Origin of the sequence: Salinimicrobium sediminis (assembly GCF_900215295.1) — a bacterium.
Taxonomy (GTDB): Bacteria; Bacteroidota; Bacteroidia; order Flavobacteriales; family Flavobacteriaceae; genus Salinimicrobium; species Salinimicrobium sediminis.
On record NZ_OCMF01000001.1, the window covers coordinates 636,585 to 655,105 of the forward strand.

General features: G+C 40.6%; 22 protein-coding genes. 5 read left to right on the forward strand and 17 right to left on the reverse strand.

What is annotated here, in order from left to right; genetic code table 11:
- Window positions 1–37 precede the first annotated feature (37 nt).
- The 6 genes from CRO16_RS02885 to CRO16_RS02910 form a co-directional block, all read right to left on the reverse strand.
- Entirely contained in the window at window positions 38–616 is a 579-nt protein-coding gene (locus tag CRO16_RS02885) for a DUF3332 domain-containing protein (RefSeq protein ID WP_097054832.1), read from the reverse strand.
- Window positions 617–731: 115 nt separating this feature from the next.
- A complete protein-coding gene (locus CRO16_RS02890) occupies window positions 732–1,049 on the reverse strand; it encodes a putative signal transducing protein (RefSeq protein ID WP_097054833.1) in 318 nt (105 codons plus the stop codon).
- Between the two features lie 28 nt (window positions 1,050–1,077).
- Window positions 1,078–1,401 carry a putative signal transducing protein gene (locus CRO16_RS02895; protein WP_097054834.1) on the reverse strand — a complete coding sequence of 108 codons (324 nt, stop codon included), beginning with the start codon at window positions 1,399–1,401 and terminating at the stop codon, window positions 1,078–1,080.
- An 85-nt stretch (window positions 1,402–1,486) separates the two neighbouring features.
- Window positions 1,487–1,747 carry a 50S ribosomal protein L27 gene (gene rpmA / locus CRO16_RS02900; protein ID WP_029033996.1) on the reverse strand — a complete coding sequence of 87 codons (261 nt, stop codon included), beginning with the start codon at window positions 1,745–1,747 and terminating at the stop codon, window positions 1,487–1,489.
- 27 nt (window positions 1,748–1,774) lie between these two features.
- Window positions 1,775–2,263: a 50S ribosomal protein L21 gene (gene rplU / locus CRO16_RS02905; protein ID WP_097054835.1), complete on the reverse strand. Its 489-nt coding sequence runs from the start codon at window positions 2,261–2,263 to the stop codon at window positions 1,775–1,777.
- A gap of 93 nt (window positions 2,264–2,356) precedes the next feature.
- Window positions 2,357–2,821 (reverse strand): DUF4199 domain-containing protein, encoded by a 465-nt coding sequence (locus CRO16_RS02910; protein ID WP_097054836.1) that lies wholly within the window; start codon window positions 2,819–2,821, stop codon window positions 2,357–2,359.
- Between the two features lie 171 nt (window positions 2,822–2,992).
- On the opposite strand from CRO16_RS02910, the gene CRO16_RS02915 reads away from it, so the two are divergent.
- Both CRO16_RS02915 and CRO16_RS02920 read left to right on the forward strand, forming a co-directional pair.
- Window positions 2,993–4,315, forward strand: coding sequence for a M16 family metallopeptidase (locus CRO16_RS02915; RefSeq protein ID WP_097054837.1), 1,323 nt, complete (start codon window positions 2,993–2,995; stop codon window positions 4,313–4,315).
- Window positions 4,316–4,328: 13 nt separating this feature from the next.
- Window positions 4,329–6,395: a M16 family metallopeptidase gene (locus CRO16_RS02920; RefSeq protein ID WP_097054838.1), complete on the forward strand. Its 2,067-nt coding sequence runs from the start codon at window positions 4,329–4,331 to the stop codon at window positions 6,393–6,395.
- A gap of 124 nt (window positions 6,396–6,519) precedes the next feature.
- Here the strand turns inward: CRO16_RS02920 and CRO16_RS16080 are convergent, their stop codons facing one another.
- The 6 genes from CRO16_RS16080 to mutY all read right to left on the reverse strand — a co-directional run bounded on the left by CRO16_RS16080 (window position 6,520) and on the right by mutY (window position 11,217).
- Complete coding sequence (locus CRO16_RS16080) at window positions 6,520–6,693, reverse strand: hypothetical protein (protein WP_179670474.1); 174 nt, start codon at window positions 6,691–6,693, stop codon at window positions 6,520–6,522.
- A gap of 68 nt (window positions 6,694–6,761) precedes the next feature.
- Entirely contained in the window at window positions 6,762–7,646 is an 885-nt protein-coding gene (locus CRO16_RS02925) for a DMT family transporter (protein WP_097054839.1), read from the reverse strand.
- A 40-nt stretch (window positions 7,647–7,686) separates the two neighbouring features.
- Window positions 7,687–8,253: a gliding motility lipoprotein GldD gene (gene gldD / locus CRO16_RS02930; protein WP_097054840.1), complete on the reverse strand. Its 567-nt coding sequence runs from the start codon at window positions 8,251–8,253 to the stop codon at window positions 7,687–7,689.
- A complete protein-coding gene (locus CRO16_RS02935) occupies window positions 8,250–9,569 on the reverse strand; it encodes a gliding motility-associated protein GldE (RefSeq protein WP_097054841.1) in 1,320 nt (439 codons plus the stop codon). Before CRO16_RS02935 ends, gldD begins: the two co-directional genes overlap by 4 nt.
- A gap of 21 nt (window positions 9,570–9,590) precedes the next feature.
- Complete coding sequence (locus CRO16_RS02940; RefSeq protein WP_097054842.1) at window positions 9,591–10,082, reverse strand: single-stranded DNA-binding protein; 492 nt, start codon at window positions 10,080–10,082, stop codon at window positions 9,591–9,593.
- A gap of 94 nt (window positions 10,083–10,176) precedes the next feature.
- Entirely contained in the window at window positions 10,177–11,217 is a 1,041-nt protein-coding gene (gene mutY / locus CRO16_RS02945) for an A/G-specific adenine glycosylase (RefSeq protein ID WP_097054843.1), read from the reverse strand.
- A gap of 122 nt (window positions 11,218–11,339) precedes the next feature.
- Here mutY and CRO16_RS02950 point away from each other — a divergent pair, with 122 nt between their 5' ends.
- From CRO16_RS02950 to CRO16_RS02960, 3 genes are all read left to right on the forward strand, one after another.
- A complete protein-coding gene (locus CRO16_RS02950; protein WP_262507439.1) occupies window positions 11,340–11,645 on the forward strand; it encodes an HU family DNA-binding protein in 306 nt (101 codons plus the stop codon).
- Between the two features lie 294 nt (window positions 11,646–11,939).
- The gene (locus CRO16_RS02955) at window positions 11,940–13,481 is read left to right on the forward strand and encodes an Rne/Rng family ribonuclease (RefSeq protein WP_097054844.1); all 1,542 of its coding nucleotides are present in this window, start codon (window positions 11,940–11,942) and stop codon (window positions 13,479–13,481) included.
- A gap of 155 nt (window positions 13,482–13,636) precedes the next feature.
- The gene (locus CRO16_RS02960) at window positions 13,637–14,116 is read left to right on the forward strand and encodes a regulatory protein RecX (RefSeq protein ID WP_245858857.1); all 480 of its coding nucleotides are present in this window, start codon (window positions 13,637–13,639) and stop codon (window positions 14,114–14,116) included.
- Here CRO16_RS02960 and CRO16_RS02965 read toward each other — a convergent pair.
- From CRO16_RS02965 to CRO16_RS02985, 5 genes are all read right to left on the reverse strand, one after another.
- Window positions 14,113–14,538: an ester cyclase gene (locus tag CRO16_RS02965; RefSeq protein WP_097055757.1), complete on the reverse strand. Its 426-nt coding sequence runs from the start codon at window positions 14,536–14,538 to the stop codon at window positions 14,113–14,115. The genes CRO16_RS02960 and CRO16_RS02965 overlap by 4 nt on opposite strands.
- Before the next feature lie 106 nt (window positions 14,539–14,644).
- Window positions 14,645–15,523 (reverse strand): cupin-like domain-containing protein, encoded by an 879-nt coding sequence (locus CRO16_RS02970; RefSeq protein ID WP_097054845.1) that lies wholly within the window; start codon window positions 15,521–15,523, stop codon window positions 14,645–14,647.
- 48 nt (window positions 15,524–15,571) lie between these two features.
- On the reverse strand, window positions 15,572–16,660 hold the full coding sequence (gene bioB, locus CRO16_RS02975; RefSeq protein WP_097055758.1) for a biotin synthase BioB: 1,089 nt from the start codon (window positions 16,658–16,660) through the stop codon (window positions 15,572–15,574).
- A 61-nt stretch (window positions 16,661–16,721) separates the two neighbouring features.
- Window positions 16,722–17,873 (reverse strand): beta-ketoacyl synthase N-terminal-like domain-containing protein, encoded by a 1,152-nt coding sequence (locus CRO16_RS02980; protein WP_097054846.1) that lies wholly within the window; start codon window positions 17,871–17,873, stop codon window positions 16,722–16,724.
- Window positions 17,874–17,930: 57 nt separating this feature from the next.
- The gene (locus CRO16_RS02985; RefSeq protein ID WP_097054847.1) at window positions 17,931–18,518 is read right to left on the reverse strand and encodes an SET domain-containing protein; all 588 of its coding nucleotides are present in this window, start codon (window positions 18,516–18,518) and stop codon (window positions 17,931–17,933) included.
- Between the last annotated feature and the right edge of the window lie 3 nt (window positions 18,519–18,521).

Here is an 18,521-nt window from a genome sequence, read left to right on the forward strand (position 1 = left end):
AATTCCGAAGGTTTTGAAAACAGGTATTCCTTTTGATTTATTTAGTACTGGCAAGCATACATTCTTCGTAAAGAGCAATTTTTCCATTAAGCACTGCCAAACCTTCTTCCTTGGAAACATCACTGTTGATCCTTACTTCTTCTCCATCGGGTAAGTAAACAATGTAGAAGCCTTCTTCATAAGAAGATAATTTGATCTTCTCCCCGTCTTTTACTGCATTCCAGGAGCTATCTGAAGGATCAAAGACCATTTTTAGCTCATTGCCTTCTCTCTCGCCCGATAAAACTTTAATTTTAATTTCATTCTTAGTGGCGATCATTTCATACTTCACTCCATCCTTTTCAATAAGTTGTTTTTCAACCTCTCCTTCGTTCATTGCAATAGGATTGGATCCGGACCAAAATTCAACGAGGTTGAAGATAAGAACATCTCCTGCATAAAACAGAGGATAGATAGGGATGATATTAAGACCCCAAAAAATGGCATTATTGACAAACTTATTGTCAGAAGCATTTTCGTTCCAATCTCTAAGCCCATTCCACGCATTGAACGATCCCAGACAGCTGGTGCTTAAAAATGCCAGAGACATAACAGAACATAAAAGTAATTTTCTCATATTTTTTAGTTTTAGGTTAGACCAATCAAGGTAATAAAAAAAGAAAAGCAGAATTTGAGATTCCCGTTAAAATAGAGACCCATAAGTCCTGTTTGCATTTAAACCCGGAAAGAGGTCATGGCTTCAAGAAAAAATTAATGAAAAAGGATGCTGTTATGATTGCTAGAAGCGCAATTACCAGCCATAGCCAAAATTTGGCCAGGGAAACAGAACTTTGAGAGTCTTCAGAATTAGAAAGAAATCCGTTTTCCTTAAGTAAAGCCAGCGCTACTGATTCGTCACTATTCTTTACCTGCACTTTCACTTCCGGAGGGAAGTCGGCCGGATTGGATTCCTCCAGAATTCGATAATTAAGGTTGTTCTGCTCAAGTATCCCTTTAATGAGAATGATCTGGTTTTGCCTGGAAGTGCGGTAAATAGTTGAATAGCTCATCTATTATCTAAATTAGTATTGAAGAAGGTTATTCTACATTCATGAACCAGGTAATTACTATTGCCACTATGACTAAAATGAGCAAAGCCAAAAAGATTAGAATTAATTTTTTAGATTTTAAGCGCCTGGTACGGGAGTGATGTGGAACGGCAAGAAATCCGGTTTGATCAAGCAAATCACGGGCTTTTTCTCTATTATCTTCTGCCACAAGGATCCTCTTTTGCAAGGGTTTGCCGGGATCACCCGCAGGCACAGTATGTACTTCATATTTCAATCCTTCCCTGCGAAAAAGATCTTCAAGGATGGAGATTTCATTATCATCTTGAGTGGAATAAATGCTAATGAACTCCATGGTATTGAATTTTAGGTTACTATAAAAATAAAAAAACCCTTCCGAATAAAATTCGAAAGGGTCAAATATCTAATAGAAAAATTTCTTAAGCCTGGAACGGTTCGATAGAAACGTAAGACTTGTTGTCCTTCTTTTTAGTGAATTTTACAATACCGTCTACTCTGGCATGTAAAGTATGGTCTTTTCCTGCATACACATTCTCACCTGGATTGTGAGCAGTACCTCTTTGTCTAACGATGATGTTCCCTGCAATGGCAGCCTGTCCTCCAAAGATCTTCACACCTAAGCGTTTTGATTCAGATTCTCTACCGTTCTTGGAACTACCAACTCCTTTTTTGTGAGCCATTTTGTTTTATTTTTAGCAGTTAAACTTCTAGCTTAAAGCAGCTATTAATTCGGCTTTTTTCATTGAAGAGTATCCTTCAAGACCTCTTTCTTTAGCCATTTCTCTTAGTTCAGCAACTGTGTTGTTGTTAAGATCATTGTTTGCAGCCTCTTCTTTCTTGTCAGATTTTGGCTCCTCTTTCTTAGCAGAAGTTGCTTTTTTACCGTTAACCGAAATTCCTTCAATAGAAATCTCTGTTAGTGCCTGGCGATGACCATTCTTAACACGGTAACCTTTTCTTCTCTTCTTTTTGAAAACAATTACTTTGTCTCCTTTAAGGTGCCTGGTGATCTTTGCGTCAACCAAAGCTCCTTCTATAGCGGGGGCGCCAAGAGTAATGTTGTCACCGTCACCTGTAAGAAGAACTTTATCGAAAGAAACACTGTCTCCTTCTTCTCCTGCAAGCCTGTGAACAAACACCTTCTGGTCTTTTGCAACTTTAAATTGCTGCCCTGCTATCTCTACAATTGCGTACATAGCGTCTTTAATTAAGGTTTTACGTTCTCGCCCCGAGTTTTTTCAAGGCGGGTGCAAATATACTCCTAATTAATTAATTTGCAAAGGCTTTATTTAATATGTGTGTTTTCTTCCTTCAGAGGTATTCCATGAAGGTTTATAGAGCTGCATGATGGTAAGAGTTACTACCAGGGAAGTGGCAAAACCCATAAGAGCTACAGTGAAAACGAGCATACCCATATTTACAAACCAATCGGTTTCCCACATGGTGATCACTTCTTCTTCAAAGCCGGGGTTGAGGACACTCGCATAAATAGCAAAAAAAGCCGTAAAAATAATAGTAGCTATAAAACCGGTAGTTAATCCCGCGATAAAACCTTTTTGATATTTGAATTTAGACTGCTTTTTATCCCTGTAAGCTTTAATGGCCATAAAGATTCCAATCCCTGTAATTACTAAATTGAAGACACTATAAACCGGATTTTTATGCAGGTCGAAAAGCGACAGCAGTAAAAAATACGCTATTAACGCAACGGCAATAAATATCCCATACATTAAGGGCACTGAGGATCTTTTCATGGAGTTGGTTTTAGTAATTTGTATAAATTTCCAAAAATTATGAGGAAATTACCCTTAATAGCTTGTTAATTTAGACTTAGAGGCCCTTCTATAAATATTTCCGGTGAAAATAGTGTAACGAAACCTGCCATTCCCACACTAATATTCTGTATTAAATAAAAACCTTTTAAAATGATCAACAAACTTAAATTAGCTGCCTTTGCTTTATTCCTTGGGGTTACCGGGACGGCACAGGAAGTTGAATTTGTCCAGTACACCCTGGATAACGGGCTAGATGTTATCCTGCACCAGGATAATACGGCACCCGTTGTAACTACATCTGTAATGTACCACGTAGGGGCAAAAGATGAAAATCCTGAAAGAACAGGATTTGCGCATTTTTTCGAACATCTTCTTTTTGAAGGAACTGAAAACATCGGAAAAGGAGAATGGTTTAAAATAGTTTCTTCCAATGGAGGATCAAATAATGCCAACACTTCTGATGACCGCACTTACTATTACGAAATTTTCCCTTCTAACCAATTGGAGCTGGGTCTTTGGATGGAATCTGAAAGAATGCTTCACCCCGTGATCGACCAACAGGGAGTTGACACTCAAAACGAAGTTGTAAAAGAGGAAAAAAGACTTCGTATTGATAACGCACCTTATGGAAACATTCTTACCGCAGTAAAGCAGAACCTTTTCACGAAGCACCCTTACAGATGGTCTCCTATTGGGTCTATGGAACATCTTGATGCAGCTACACTGGAAGAATTCCGTGCTTTTAATGAAAAATTCTATGTTCCTAATAATGCTACCCTTGTAGTTGCAGGAGACATTGAGATCGAAAAGACCAAAGAACTGATCGAAGCATATTTTAGCGATATTCCAAAAGGAGCTCCTGTTGAAAAAGAGAAATTTGTTGAGGAGCCAATTACTGAAACTCTTCATGCAACTTATCACGATCCAAACATCCAGATCCCGGCTATCGCCCTTGCCTGGAGAACACCTTCTATGAAAGAACGTGATGCTTATGTTTTAGATATGGTTTCCTCTGTACTTTCTGACGGAAAATCATCACGACTTTACAAGAAACTGGTTGACGACCAGAAGCAGGCTCTTCAAATTGGTGCTTTTAACCTGGCACAGGAAGATTATGGCCAGTACGTGATCTTTGGTTTGCCTTTAGGAGAAACCTCTCTTGATACTTTGGTTGCAGAAGTTGATGAAGAGATCACAAAACTTCAGACTGAATTAATCAGCCAGAGAGAATTTGAGAAGCTTCAGAATAAATTTGAGAACAGGTATGTGAATTCCAACAGCAGTGTTGCAGGAATTGCAAGTTCTCTTGCTACTTACCAGCAACTTTATGGCAATACAGATCTTATCAACGAAGAGATCGACATCTACAGATCTATTACCAGGGAAGAAATTCGTGACGTTGCAAAAAAATACCTGAATCCAAATCAGCGCCTGGAACTGGAATATCTTCCAAAGCAGGAAACTGAACAATAAAATTTAAATTAAGATGAAGAACAAAATAGTAGCCTTAGCAGTTTTATTCCTTGCAACTACAGGAATTCATGCTCAGCAAATAGACAGGAGCCAGCAGCCGGAAGCAGGCCCGGCTCCCGAGATCAACCTTGGAAAACCGGAAACCTTCACCCTAAAAAACGGTCTAAAGGTTCTGGTGGTTGAAAACCATAAATTACCAAGAGTGTCCATGACGCTTACCATGGACAATCCTCCTCATTTTGAAGGAGAAAAAGCAGGAGTATCCTCTTTAATGGGTTCAATGCTTGGAGAGGGAACAAAGGATATTCCTAAAGAAAAGTTCAACGAAGAGATCGATTATTTAGGAGCCAGCGTGAATTTCTTTTCCCGCGGAGCTTCAGCAAACACCCTCTCAAAGTACTTCCCAAGAGTTCTTGAATTGATGGCAAAAGGAACTTTGAACCCTGATTTTAATCAGGAGCAATTTGCTACAGAAAAGGAGCGTAGTCTTGAAAACCTTAAAAGTGGTGAAAAAGACGTGGCTTCAAATGCGCGTAGGATAAGCAGTGCATTGAGCTATGGAAAAAACCATCCTTATGGCGAATTCACTACTAAAGAAAGTGTAGAGAAATTATCTCTTGGAGATGTGCAGCAGTACTACCAGAATTTTTTCGTGCCTCAAAATGCATACTTAGTAGTTGTTGGAGATGTAAAGACACCCGAAGTTAAGAAACTTGTTGAGAAACATTTTAGCTCCTGGAAGAAAAGAGAGCTTCCAAAAACCAACCTTCCGGAAGTAAAAAATCCCGATCAAACCGTTGTTAACTTTGTTGATTTCCCGAATGCTGTCCAAAGTGAGGTACAGGTTACCAATACTATTCAGCTTACAAAAGGAGATCCGGATTATTTTCCTGTACTTATGGCCAACAAGATCCTTGGTGGAGGTGGAGAAGCCAGATTGTTCCTTAACCTTCGCGAAGACAAAGGATATACTTACGGAGCATACTCCAGCACAGGGGACGACAAATATGTTGCCCGCTTTGTAGCAAGCGCCAGCGTTCGTAACGCTGTGACTGATTCTGCTGTGGTTGCCTTCCTTGACGAATTACACAGGATTAGAAATGAGAAAGTTTCCCAGGAAGAATTGGCCAACGCCAAAGCTAAATACACGGGAGATTTCGTACTGGCTTTAGAGCGTCCTTCTACCATAGCTCAATATGCCTTAAATATCGAAACTGACGATCTTCCTGAAAATTTCTATCAAACCTATCTTCAAAAGATCAATGAGGTAACTGCCGAGGACATACAGAGAGTTGCTAAAAAATATTATTTGGCAGATAATGCCCGTATTGTGGTAGTAGGTAAAGGAAGTGAAGTAGCTCCTGCATTGGAAAAACTTAGCTACAACGGCAAGAAAATCCCTGTAAAGTACTTTGACAAAAATGCCAATCCTATTGATAAGCCAGACTACAATAAGTCTGTTGATCCAAACGTAACGGCATCAAAGGTATTCGAGGACTACATCAAAGCAATTGGTGGCAAGGAAGCTGTAGAAAAAGTAAATTCAGTTTATATGATCGCACAGGCCGATTTCCAGGGACAAAAAATGGATCTTGAGTCTAAAGTGACCACGTCAGGAAAATCTTCTACGGAAGTTGGAATGGGTGGAAATGTAATGCAAAGACAGATCTTTAATGGAGCCACTGGTTTTGTAGCTGCTCAGGGACAAAAGATCCCTTACACCGAAGAGCAAATTGTTGCGGCTAAAGCTGAAGCACATCCTTTTCCTGAAATGATTACAGAAAATGCTACTGTAACAGGAGTTGAAGATGTAGATGGTGAGGCTGCATATGCCGTAAAGATCAGTGACAACACTACCAACTACTATAGCAAAGAAACCGGCTTAAAAGTAAAGCAGGTAAAAACTATTCAGCAGGGACCACAAACCATGACGGTTCCTACTACTTTTAGTGATTACCGTGAAGTGAATGGCGTAAAATTCCCATTCAGCATCAACCAGAGCATGGGACCTATGGTAATTAATTTTGAAGTTTCAGAAATTAAAGTCAACGAAGGAGTTGCAGATGCAGATTTCGAATGACAGTTAGTTTTAGTAATAAAAAGACCGGCTTAGGCCGGTTTTTTTATTACTAAAAGAATAACAGCCAATTCAAAAAAGGCTGTTAATTTTAGAATTTTCTTAAGGAAGAGGAAATAACTTTTGTTCAGATGAACAAATTCTGCTCAGCACCTGCATCTGCTACTTCAACGTTATGCTTCTTAAGAGAAGGATTTACATTTTTCTGAAGATCAGCAAGTTCTGCTGCCGCAAATTGCCAGGCTACCATTAAAGCAAGTCCGACAAAAAAGGCAAAGCCAAAAAATAGTCTCTTTTTCATTGAAGTAGGGTTTTCAGATTAAAAAGTAGAGTGAAGTTAATATAAAGTTAAAAGTATACCAAATGGTTTTACTTAATTTTTTTTCTGCTATTCACTATTAACACTCCAACGATAATAATTACCCCCGACAATATTTGTATGAAAGTAAACTTCTCCCCATCAAGAAATCCCCAACTCAGGGCGACTATCGGCACCAGGTAAGTAACTGAAGTCGAAAAAACAGGATCAGAGATCTGTATCAATTTGTTGAAAACTATTAAGGCGGCCCCGGTTCCAATAACTCCTAAAATTGCGATATAAAATAGACTTAGGGGAACTTCGGGAGCTACCAAAACTTCAGTTGAAAAGAATCCGGTGGTGGCAAGTACAACTAGTGCAGGAATAGCAATAACCATAAAATTGCCGGTGGTAATGGCCAGTGCAGGTAAAGATTGCAGGTGCTTCTTGATCACATTTGCATTGAACCCATAAAAAAGGGAAGCCAGGATCACCAACAGGGAATACCAGTAATTTTGATCGGGATTTACAGAGGCTCCACTCCAAATAAGGGCAGTGGTTCCTGCTAATCCCACCATAACTCCAATAAACTTTTTCCTGACAAAGGCAGCCTCAAAAAGGGCAATTCCTACAAGCATGGATAGCAATGGAGTTGTTGAATTTAGGATAGAAACTATTGCGCTATCGATCTCGGTTTCTGCAAAGGAGAAAAGATAAGCCGGAAAGAAAGTCCCGAAGAAGCCGGAAAAGGCTATCCATTTCCACTGCTTGCCTTTGATATGTTTTAAAGATCTAAACCCTATCACAAGGAGAAAAAGTGCTGCAAAAACAGTTCGAAGGGATCCTACCTGTAAGGCGGTAAGACCAACGAGGCCTTTCTTTATTAAGATAAAGGAACTGCCCCATACGAGAGCAAGAAGACATAAGTAGATCCACTTAAGGTGTTGTTTGGGCATGGCAGCAAAATTAGGTCGCAAAAGTATAAAACCCCGCGCACTATTGCTGCTCCCTCCATTTTACTGTTTCCATAAGGTGCCGGATGTCCTTTTTTAGATAAGCTGCAGCCGGTAAAATGGAATCAAAATTGGGTTGAGTCTCAAAATAAACCGAGCCCGTTAGGAAATGATCCGTACTGTCGGTAAGGTAGAATTGTGCCTGGGAAGCGGCATCTCCCGTAACTTCATAAAACATTCCATAGGTGCGGTTTAGATCATTGGTATAACGGGAACCTTCAATGGCATCTGCCTTGATCGTATGCCGTAACGGAAGCTTCTGAGCATCGGCCAGCAGGGAGTCCAGGTTATTCTTCACCGGTTGGTAGGTGATAAAAATAGTGCCCTTTAGATCCTCATAATCAAGATTGATCCAACAGTTATTTCCACCTCTAAGGTTTTTTGCTACTGCATATTTATTTTTTTCAAAGCTGTAACCACAATCCCTGCTGAAGGATTCATATTCGGTTTCCGGATATTCAAGGGCGAGATAGGCATCAGGTTTTGGCTGCACCTCTTCTCCACAGGAAATGAGCGTAAAAAAAAGTGCAAAAAATATTAAATTTTTCATACTTCGTTGATGCTCACTTTTATTTGTTTGATCCGCTTTTTATCCACAGCTTCAATAGTGAAACTAAAAGCATCAAAAAGGATCACTTCATTCTTCCGCGGAAAACTTCCTGAGATCTCCAGAAGGAATCCTGCCAGAGTTTCGGCCTCTCCCCTGTTCTCTTCGAACAATACCGGATTTTCAAGTTTTAGAACCCTGTAAAAATCCTTTAAAGGCGTCTTCCCTTCAAAAACGTAATTATTGTCATCCAATTTTGAAAAAATAAGATCCTCATCGTCGAACTCATCGCTAATGTCACCTACAATTTCTTCAATAATATCTTCTAAAGAGATCAAACCGCTGGTCCCTCCATATTCATCCACTACTATCGCCAGGTGATTTTTCTTGTTTTTAAAATCATTGAGCAGGTCATCAAGTTTTTTGTTTTCGGGTACAAAGTAAGGTTCTCTTAATAGAGAGGTCCATTCATAATCTTCCTCTTCTAAAAATGGCAAAAGATCCTTCACATACAGGATCCCTGTCACATTATCTATGTTCTCCTTATAAACCGGGATTCGGGAATATCCATTCTCGATTATTTCCGGAATGATCTCGCTGTAGGGCTGATTCTCATTAAGAGCAAATATATCCATCCGCGGCTTCATCACCTGTTTAGTATCGGTATTCCCAAAGGAAACGATTCCCTTGAGAATCTTGTGTTCTTCTTTAGTGGTATCTGTCTGGCTGGTCAACTCAAGCGCCTGCGACAGCTGGTCAACACTTAAGCCGGCTTTTTGATTCCCTAATCTTTCGTGAATACTAATTGTAACCGCCCGCATCGGGATACTTAAAGGAGAAAATACCTTATCCAAAACGTTGAGAGGATAGGCCATAAAGTGAGAAAATTCCACCCTGTTACGACTTGCATATACCTTTGGCAGGATCTCGCCAAAAAGCAGGATAAGAAAAGTCACGACCACTACTTCCAGAAGGAATTGCAGGTCCACTCCCATTACAACAGTGTCTATACTTTCAAAGGCCTTATCTGTGAGATTGTCAAACAACAGGATGATGGCAATATTGATCATATTGTTGGCTACAAGAATGGTTGCCAACAGCTTCTTAGGCCTGTCGAGGAGGCTTATAACGATTTGTTCTTTTACTGTCCTTTTAGATTCTTCAGCTTCAAAATCGGCCGGAGTCAGTGAGAATAATGCCACTTCGGCACCGGAAACCATTGCAGAAGAAAAAAGCAATAATAGAGCCGCGACTATTCCAAAGAGTTGCGGGAGATTATCAGCAAAAAGGGAAATAAAACTGGCAGGATCAGGATCCAAATGTTGTGGTTTTAATTAAACTTAGAACGGCAGGTCATCATCATCCTCCTGCGTAAAGCTTTGGGATTGGTTTGACGCCGAATTTTGACGGGACTGGCCCGTAGCCTGGGGCTTGCTTTGAGATTGTTGCTGTTGCCCGTAACCGGAGCCGGAATTATCTCCTGCTCCCGATGCATCTTTAGGTGTCAAAAATGTGAAATCTGTGCAGTGAATTTCTGTAGAATATCTTTCTACACCTTTATCATCCTGCCATTTCCGGGTTTTGATCCTTCCCTCAATATAAACCTTATCACCTTTTTTGAGGTATTTCTCACAAATTTCCGCAGCTTTATTTCTTACCACCACGTTGTGCCATTCGGTGTTAGTTACGCGTTCCCCGCTGGTTTTATTGGTGTAGACTTCATTGGTGGCCAAAGGAAAACGTCCAATAGATCCTCCTCCTTCAAAATAGTGCATTTTCACATCATCTCCTGTATGGCCAATCAGCATTACTTTATTGAGAGTTCCGGTCATCTTTTGCAGTTTTAATTATCATTCTAAAATAGGAAAAATTTGTTCTCGAAATTCCTTCTGAAAAATTCAATTTTTGGCGAGCTTCCCCAAAAAGCTAAAAATCAAAGGTATCAATAAAATTTTCGATGAGAACCGGCACGGGAAATTTATTTGCTTCCTCAAAAGATATTCCCTTTTGGGGCAGTTCCCGGCAACTATAGATCCAGAATTTCGTAAAGATGTGCTGGTGAGTCAATTTATGGACTATGGGCGTGTCATTATATAATGAGAGACCATCTATTGTTTCTAAAGAATAATTTTGAAATTCTTCCTCCTGTACAAGATTTTCTACGGAAGCTTCAGCAGTTGTTTCTACTAAAGGGAATTGATACAGACCTTCCCAGATCCCTTTTCCCCTTCGCTGCTCCAGTACTGTTTCACCTTTTTCAGAAAGAAACACCAGGTAATTAAAATGCCTTTTTTGGACCTTTAGCTTCTTAAGCTTCACCGGAAGCTGTGAAATTCTGTTCTGGTTAAATGCAACACATTCCGAAGCAAAAGTACAGGTAGAACACAAAGGATTGCGTGGCTTGCATTGTTCGGACCCAAATTCAATAAGCGCCTGATTAAAGTTGGCGGGATCGTCCCGAGAAATAAGATTCTGCGCCAAATTCCGGAATTCTTTTATTCCTGCGGAAGAATTTGTGGGAGTTTCAATTCCATAAATACGAGCCAAAACCCTAAATACATTCCCGTCTACCGCAGCCTGGGCCTCATCAAAACATACTGAAGCAATGGCACTGGCAGTATAATCACCAACCCCTTTTAATTTGATCAGCTCCTTATGAGTTTGAGGAAACTCCCCTCCCAATTCAAAAGCTATATATTTTGCGGTGAAAAGGAGATTACGGGCACGGGAATAGTAGCCCAGGCCCTGCCATAGTTTTAGCACCTCCTCCTCGGAAGCATTTGCAAGCGAAAAAATATCGGGAAAGGCGTTAAGAAATTTAAAATAGTACGGTTTTCCCTGTTCTACACGGGTTTGTTGAAGAATAATTTCACTAAGCCAAATTTGATATGGGTCTTTTGTTGCTCTCCAGGGTAAATCTCGTTTGTTCTCTAAATACCAAAGGATCAATCTTTTAGCAAAAATCATTAAAGCATTTTCTTTGATGCAATAATAATTCTTTATTCTCTTACTATTTAATGGATTAGGATTAAATAATTGCCGATTTAATTCATATATTTGCCCCTCGAAAATTTACAAACCCCAATTTAATAAATTATACGAAAATGACGAAAGCAGATATCGTGGCAAAAATCTCCGAGAAATTAGGAATGGAAAAAGGAGATGTTCAGGCTACTGTGGAAACCTTTATGGAAGAGGTAAAAACTTCATTAGAGGCAGGTGATAATGTTTACCTAAGAGGATTTGGAAGCTTTATCATCAAAACAAGAGCTGAAAAGACAGGAAGGAATATTTCGAAGAATACGACTATTAAGATCCCCGCACATAACATCCCGGCTTTCAAACCGGCCAAAGTATTTGTTGAAGGTGTAAAATCCAACGTCGAGGTTAAATAGAACTACTGCCCGTGGGCAGATCCAATAAATTAATTAATTAAAAAGTCACACTATGCCAAGTGGTAAAAAGAGAAAAAGACATAAGGTAGCTACGCACAAGCGTAAAAAAAGAAGAAGAGCTAACCGTCACAAGAAAAAGTAGTTTTCATACTACTTTTTTTATTTAAATCGTTCTTTGAAATCGAGGTTTAAGTTCAGGTTTTTTTGAATTTAAATTTCTTCAGGATTATTAAAAACCCTGTGAATTTTATTGTTTAATCCATCCCGAAATCTCGGGATTAAAATCAATTTAGAGTGAACAAAGAGTTAATTATTAGAACCGGTTCCTCTGCTGTAGATTTTGCCTTATTAAAAGATGGAAAACTAATAGAACTCAACAAGGAAGAAGACGACAGTAATTTCGCCGTTGGGGATATTTTCCTCGCAAAAGTGCGAAAAACTGTTCCCGGCTTAAATGCCGGCTTTGTAAATGTAGGCTATACCAAAGATGCTTTTTTGCATTACCATGACCTTGGCCCGCAGGTGCTTTCCTTGCTTAAGTTCATAAAACGTGTAAGCACAGGTAAATTAAAGGATTACTCCCTCAAGGATTTTCCTTTAGAAAAAGATATTGATAAGGACGGAAGCATTGCCGATGTCCTTAAATCAAATCAATCGCTACTGGTACAGGTAGTAAAAGAGCCAATTTCCACCAAAGGCCCCCGAATAAGTTCAGAACTTTCCCTCCCGGGCCGTTATATCGTATTGGTACCTTTTTCCAACAGAGTTTCTGTTTCTCAAAAAATAGAAAGCAAAGAAGAAAAGGACCGCCTTAAACGACTGGTAAAAAGCATTAAACCCAAAGGCTTTGGAATTATCGTACGTACCGTAGCAGAAGGCAGAAAAGTAGCAGAACTGGACAACGACCTTCAGAATTTAATGAGCCGTTGGACAGGAATGTGTAAAAAGTTGTATAAAGCACCTCATCCCTCAAAAGTACTGGGAGAATTGAACCGTGCATCCTCTATTCTTAGAGATGTATTCAATGATTCCTTTACTTCTATTTGTGTAGACGATGAGACCTTATACACACAAATTAAAGATTATGTGAGCGAAATTGCTCCAAAGAAAGAATCCATTGTAAAATTGTACGACTCAAACATCCCCATCTTTGAAAAATTTGGGATCGAAAGACAAATTAAAACTACTTTTGGCCGCACCGTCTCCATGAATAAAGGAGCATACCTGGTTATAGAGCACACCGAAGCTATGCACGTTATTGACGTGAACAGCGGGAATCGCTCGAACAAATCCAAGAACCAGGAGGATACCGCACTTGAGGTTAACCTCATTAGTGCGACTGAAATTGCCCGACAACTGCGCCTTCGCGATATGGGAGGTATTATTGTAGTTGATTTCATAGACATGAACAAAGCCGAAAATAGAAAAGCTTTGTATGACCATCTTAAAGAAGAGATGAGTGACGACCGTGCAAAACATAAGATTTTGCCGCCAAGTAAGTTTGGTCTTGTACAAATTACGAGACAGCGAGTAAGGCCAGAGATGAATATCAAAACAAGGGAAGAAAATCCCAACAAGACGGGAGAAGAAATTGAAGCTCCTATTGTTTTGGTAAACAGGATCAACCAGGATCTGGAAAAACTCCTAAAAAAAGACTATAAAAAGATCACCCTGAGTGCACATCCTTTTATAGCAGCCTTTTTAACCAAAGGTTTTCCATCACCCCGCTCTAAATGGTTCTTTGACCATAAGCGCTGGGTAAAAATAGTACCTAGAGATGCTTACACGTATCTTGAATACCACTTTCACGACAACGACGGGGAAGAAATTCAATAACATTAAGAGACGCCTTTCATTAATTTGGGAGGCGTTTTTTTATTTATAGATTTGAGATTTCAGATATGAGATATGAGATATGAGAATTCAGTATTGAGATCTCCCTACCAAAAATCTAATTTTACATACTATTTTTGAACCTTGAATCCTGAATTTTGAATAAAGAATCCGGTAAATCATACACCGTTAAAGAAGCCACTTTAAAGCTAATGCAATACTGCGCCTACCGTGACAGGTCGCAAAAGGAGGTGGAAGATAAGCTGCTTGAAATGCGCATGATCCCTGAAGCCAGGGAACAGATTATTATTCAACTTATGCAGGAGGATTTTCTGAATGAAGAGCGTTTCGCTCGGAGCTTTGTAAGGGGGAAGTTCAGGATCAAAAAATGGGGACGCCAAAAGATAAAGCAGGAGTTAAAGTCAAAGGAGATCTCCTCCCCTATTATTAGGCTCGCAATGACAGAGATACCGGAAAGCGACTATAGAAGCACCTTGTATTTGTTGGCTGAAAAGAAGCTCACCCTCCTTTCTGAACCGGATAAATTCAAACTCAGAAAAAAATTGAGTGATTACCTGCTCAGAAAAGGGTATGAGGCTACTCTTGTTCATGGAATATCTGACGAATTGGTTTCCTAATGTTTCTTTATCTCAAAATCTGTTCCTAACTGTTTTAGGATTCCCAGCTCATCACTACTACCCCATCGTTCTACCATCTTGCCATCTTTAAAACGGCTTATTTGCATTCCCCTCACCTTAATTGGTGTGTTCGTTGCTTTTAATCCCATAAATTCTCCCTTGTGTGTACCTGTTAGGGTATAGGCAAAAGCCACATTGTCCTCATCTGCAACCATTTTCTCCACTTCTATATGCATATCGGGAAAAGCTTCTCTCATCATGCTGAAAAAATCTATATAACCTTGTGGACCGGGTCCCTGATTGGGTGCCGGGTCATGTTCCTTTACATCCTGAGCTACGAGATCATGGAGTTTTTCAAGATTTCCATTGTTTACTGCTTCACCAAATTTCTCCTGTACTTTTTTGTTCTCTTCTTTATTCATTTTCAATTTTTTTGATTCTCCTTAATATCACGATTATCAAAGCAACAAAAAACTAATTTTTGCCAATTAGGATAAGTTTAGATGAACTTCACAAAGGTTGGAGAGGTCAGGAGATATGATTTTTCCTGTTTGTTCTCTTAACAGCCTGCCTGTTTTTATAATCTATCCAGTCCTGGCCTTTCCATTTTCTCATAGCGTTATCAAAATGGCGCATAAAAAAAAGGTTGTAGAGTGCTTTACTCAGGTTGGGCAAGTGTCGAGGTGCTGCCCTAAGGCTCATCGAGAAGCCGGGAGTGAGGTAAGTCATTTGATGCCAGTAACCTTCTGGCATATAGAGTGTCTCCCCATGATTAAGTTCGGCAACATAGCCACTGGCATTCTTAAGGGCCGGGAATTTTTCATAGTCCGGATGTGAAAAGTCTATATCCTCCCGGGAAATAAGAGCGTGCGGCACCTTGTACAGATACTTCGTTTCTGAAGGCGGAAAAATGATACAGCGCTTTTTTCCGTGGAAATGAAAATGAAGGATATTGGCAAAATCGATATCATAGTGCATAAACACTTTTGATCCCTCACCTCCAAAGAACAGCATTGGGATCTGTTTCAGCAGGCGCAGACCTATATCGGGATAACTGAAGTCCTTTTGCAATGCAGGTACTTCTTTTAAAAGATGGTAAAGAAAAATGCGGTAAGAAGTTGGCCCTTTCTTTATAAGATCAATATAATTCCGCATCTTCATGTACTTATGCGGCTCATTGAATTTGTACTTCGAGGAGATCTTTTCATTGCTGTCAAACAACGGCACCGTCTTTTCTCCCGCTTTTTCCTGAATATATTCAAGTGACCATTTCTCATATGCCGGCCAGTCTTCTATGAGATGGTCAATGACCACCGGCTTTTGCGGCTTTACATACTGCTCAAAAAAATCCTCTTTTGAGATCCTCTCAATCCTGGGAACATCAGTTAATTGAAATCCTGCATTCATCACTCATCTGCTTTTAATCAATTTCCGGTGCTACTTTTGCCGATTTGCTCAGCTTTTTGCCCGGGCTTTCTGCGCCTCCAGGTTTCTTTCGATCACATGTCCCGGGCGTGACCATTTAGGCTTCTCTCCTAAATTCTGAAATTTAGAATCTTCTGCGGCCACGGTTTCAGGTTGTGACTTTTTCACGAATGGCTTCTGCGGATTTAATCCCAAAGCCCTGAACATCTCCATATCTTCATTTACATCGGGATTTGGAGTGGTTAGGAGTTTATCTCCTGCAAAAATGGAGTTAGCTCCAGCAAAGAAACACATCGCCTGTCCTTCCCTGCTCATTTGCGTTCTCCCTGCAGAAAGTCTTACCTGGGTCTCGGGCATAACAATTCGGGTAGTAGCTACCATTCTCACCATTTCCCAGATCGATACCTGCTCCTGATCTGCCAGTGGAGTGCCTTCTACCGGCACCAATGCATTAATGGGCACAGATTCCGGCTGTGGGTTTAATCTTGACAGCGCCACTAACATTCCCGCGCGGTCTTCTATGGTCTCTCCCATTCCAATGATTCCACCGCTGCAAACGGTAACATTGGTTTTTCGAACGTTGTCAATGGTCTTCAGGCGGTCTTCAAAACCACGGGTGGAGATCACTTCTTTGTAGTATTCTTCCGAAGAATCAAGGTTGTGATTATAAGCATATAATCCGGCTTCGGCTAAGCGCTGAGCCTGATTTTCAGTAAGCATTCCAAGGGTGCAGCATACTTCCATCTCCAATTTGTTGATCGTACGAACCATTTCCAGCACCTCATCGAATTCCTGTCCGTCCTTCACATTTCTCCAGGCAGCACCCATACACACTCTGGAGCTGCCTGCTTCTTTAGCGCGTAAAGCCTGGGCTTTCACCTGATTCACGCTCATCAGATCATTACCTTCCAGGTTGGTGTGGTATCGGGCAGCTTGAGGGCAGTACCCACAATCTTCGGGACAACCCCCGGTTTTAATGGACAATAAGGTCGAAACCTGAACAGTATTTGGGTCGTGATTTTCCCTGTGAACAGTCGCCGCTTCATAAAGCAGTTCCATAAAAGGTTTGTTGTAGATCTCCAGGATCTCTTCTTTCGTCCAGTCGTGTCTTATTGCCATTGAAAAATGTTTAGATTCAAAAATAATAAAATGTAGGTGTTTATTAGCCTCAATTAGGTTTTTATAAAGAACGCTCAATTAAAATACTCACTGCATTACCTCCAAACCCCACAGCATTGATCAGGATCTTCTCCAGTTTCTGCGGAAGTTTCTCTTCGGAAAGAAAAGGGACAGGAATAAATATTTGCTGCTGAAGCATTAATACTGCCAGTTCAAGACTTAAGGTGCCCGAAGCTCCAAAAGTGTGACCTACCTTCCATTTGTTGGTAGTTAGCGCCGGAAGTTCCTCTCCAAAAATGGCTTTTACAGCTGCCATTTCTGAAAGGTCTCCCTTTACAGTTCCGGGAGCATGCATCACCACCACATCAACTTCTTCCGGAGAAATATTACCCAATGCCATTCTCATTGCCTGCTGAAAGGCATTTCCGGAAGCCGAAATAGATGCAGGATGATCCAGCTCCTCAGTCGCATAACCAATCCCGATGATTTGCGCCAGCGCATCCCTTCTTTCTCCTGCCTCCAAACATACAACCGCAGCTCCCTCCCCTAAAACCATCGAATTTTGCCTTTTTTGAAGATCAAGTGCCCTGCAGGGATACGGTCTTTCCTTTGAAGCAATTACTTTCATAGCTGCCATCTGTGCCATTGTAAAAGGCGTGAGAGCCGCCTCGCTACCACCCGATATAAATTTCTTAGCCATGCCGGCAGAGAGCCAGGCAATCCCGTTTATTACCGCATGCAACGCCGTAGAACAGGTAACCGAATGTGAAATTTCTGGACCCCTGCTCTTGAGATCCTGCGCCACCCAGGAGGAAATATTTCCAAGAGTAGTATTGGGAGATGATAAGGTTTGTGCTTTTCCGGTTTTGAGATACTCGGTGAAATGCTCCTCAAACAAAGTAGTCGCACCCCTTGAACTTCCTATGTTGATGCCTATATCCTCTCCTCTTTCCCATCCTGCTCTCTCCATTGCCAATCTGGTAGCATATATCGCGTACAATACCGAATCATCTACTTTCCTGAATTGAGATCTCAGGTTATTGATCTCAGTTTTTATTTCCTGCGGAAGAAATCCTGCCCAGGCAGAAACCTTCCCAAAATCGCTTTTTTGAAGCAGGTGTGAGTTCTGCAAATATCTGCTCCATATCTCAGAATGATTTGAGCCCAATGCAGAAACTGAGCCTATGGAAATAATAGAAACCGAAGTTTTCAAAAGTGGAAGTTTGCGGCAAAAATAAGGGCTGGAACTTAAATACGAACAGGGTTTCTGTTATTTTTCGTGATAGTACAGATTAAGAATGGAATCCAGAGGTTCGTTTTTCTCCAGCTGCCCGGTGATCTTACTTATGATTTCTTTGGGCACCAGTTTGATAAGAGGTTGTTCTACCTTCTGAAAATCCTTAAAAGCATCATTTAACTGCCGGTCCCATTTTTCATGATATTTCAGCAGGTCATCGGGGTAAACAGTATCTCTTCCGGTGCCTTCATCTATAGCTTTAAAGGGTTCTGAAATGTTGAGATAGCCGTAATCGTCTGTAAGTTGTTCCCCGGGTTGAATATCCCTTACCGCCAGTTCAAAATCATGAGCTGAGGAAAGGCAATTCGCATTGAAACTGTGATTCACATATTTTGCCTGGTCCCAACATAGCACTAGATGCCCCTTATTGTTCCTGAAACAATATTTGTCTACCTGTTCCTGAACCTTTGGGTGCATTTTCTCCACCTCCTCTGCATGGATCACTCTGTCAAGCGCATCCTGCACCCAGGTAATGGTGCCTTTAGGGATAAATTTTTTTGCAACTACTCCGTAGCCTACCACTTCATTAATAAATTGAACCTCTGTATCGGGATGCATCATATC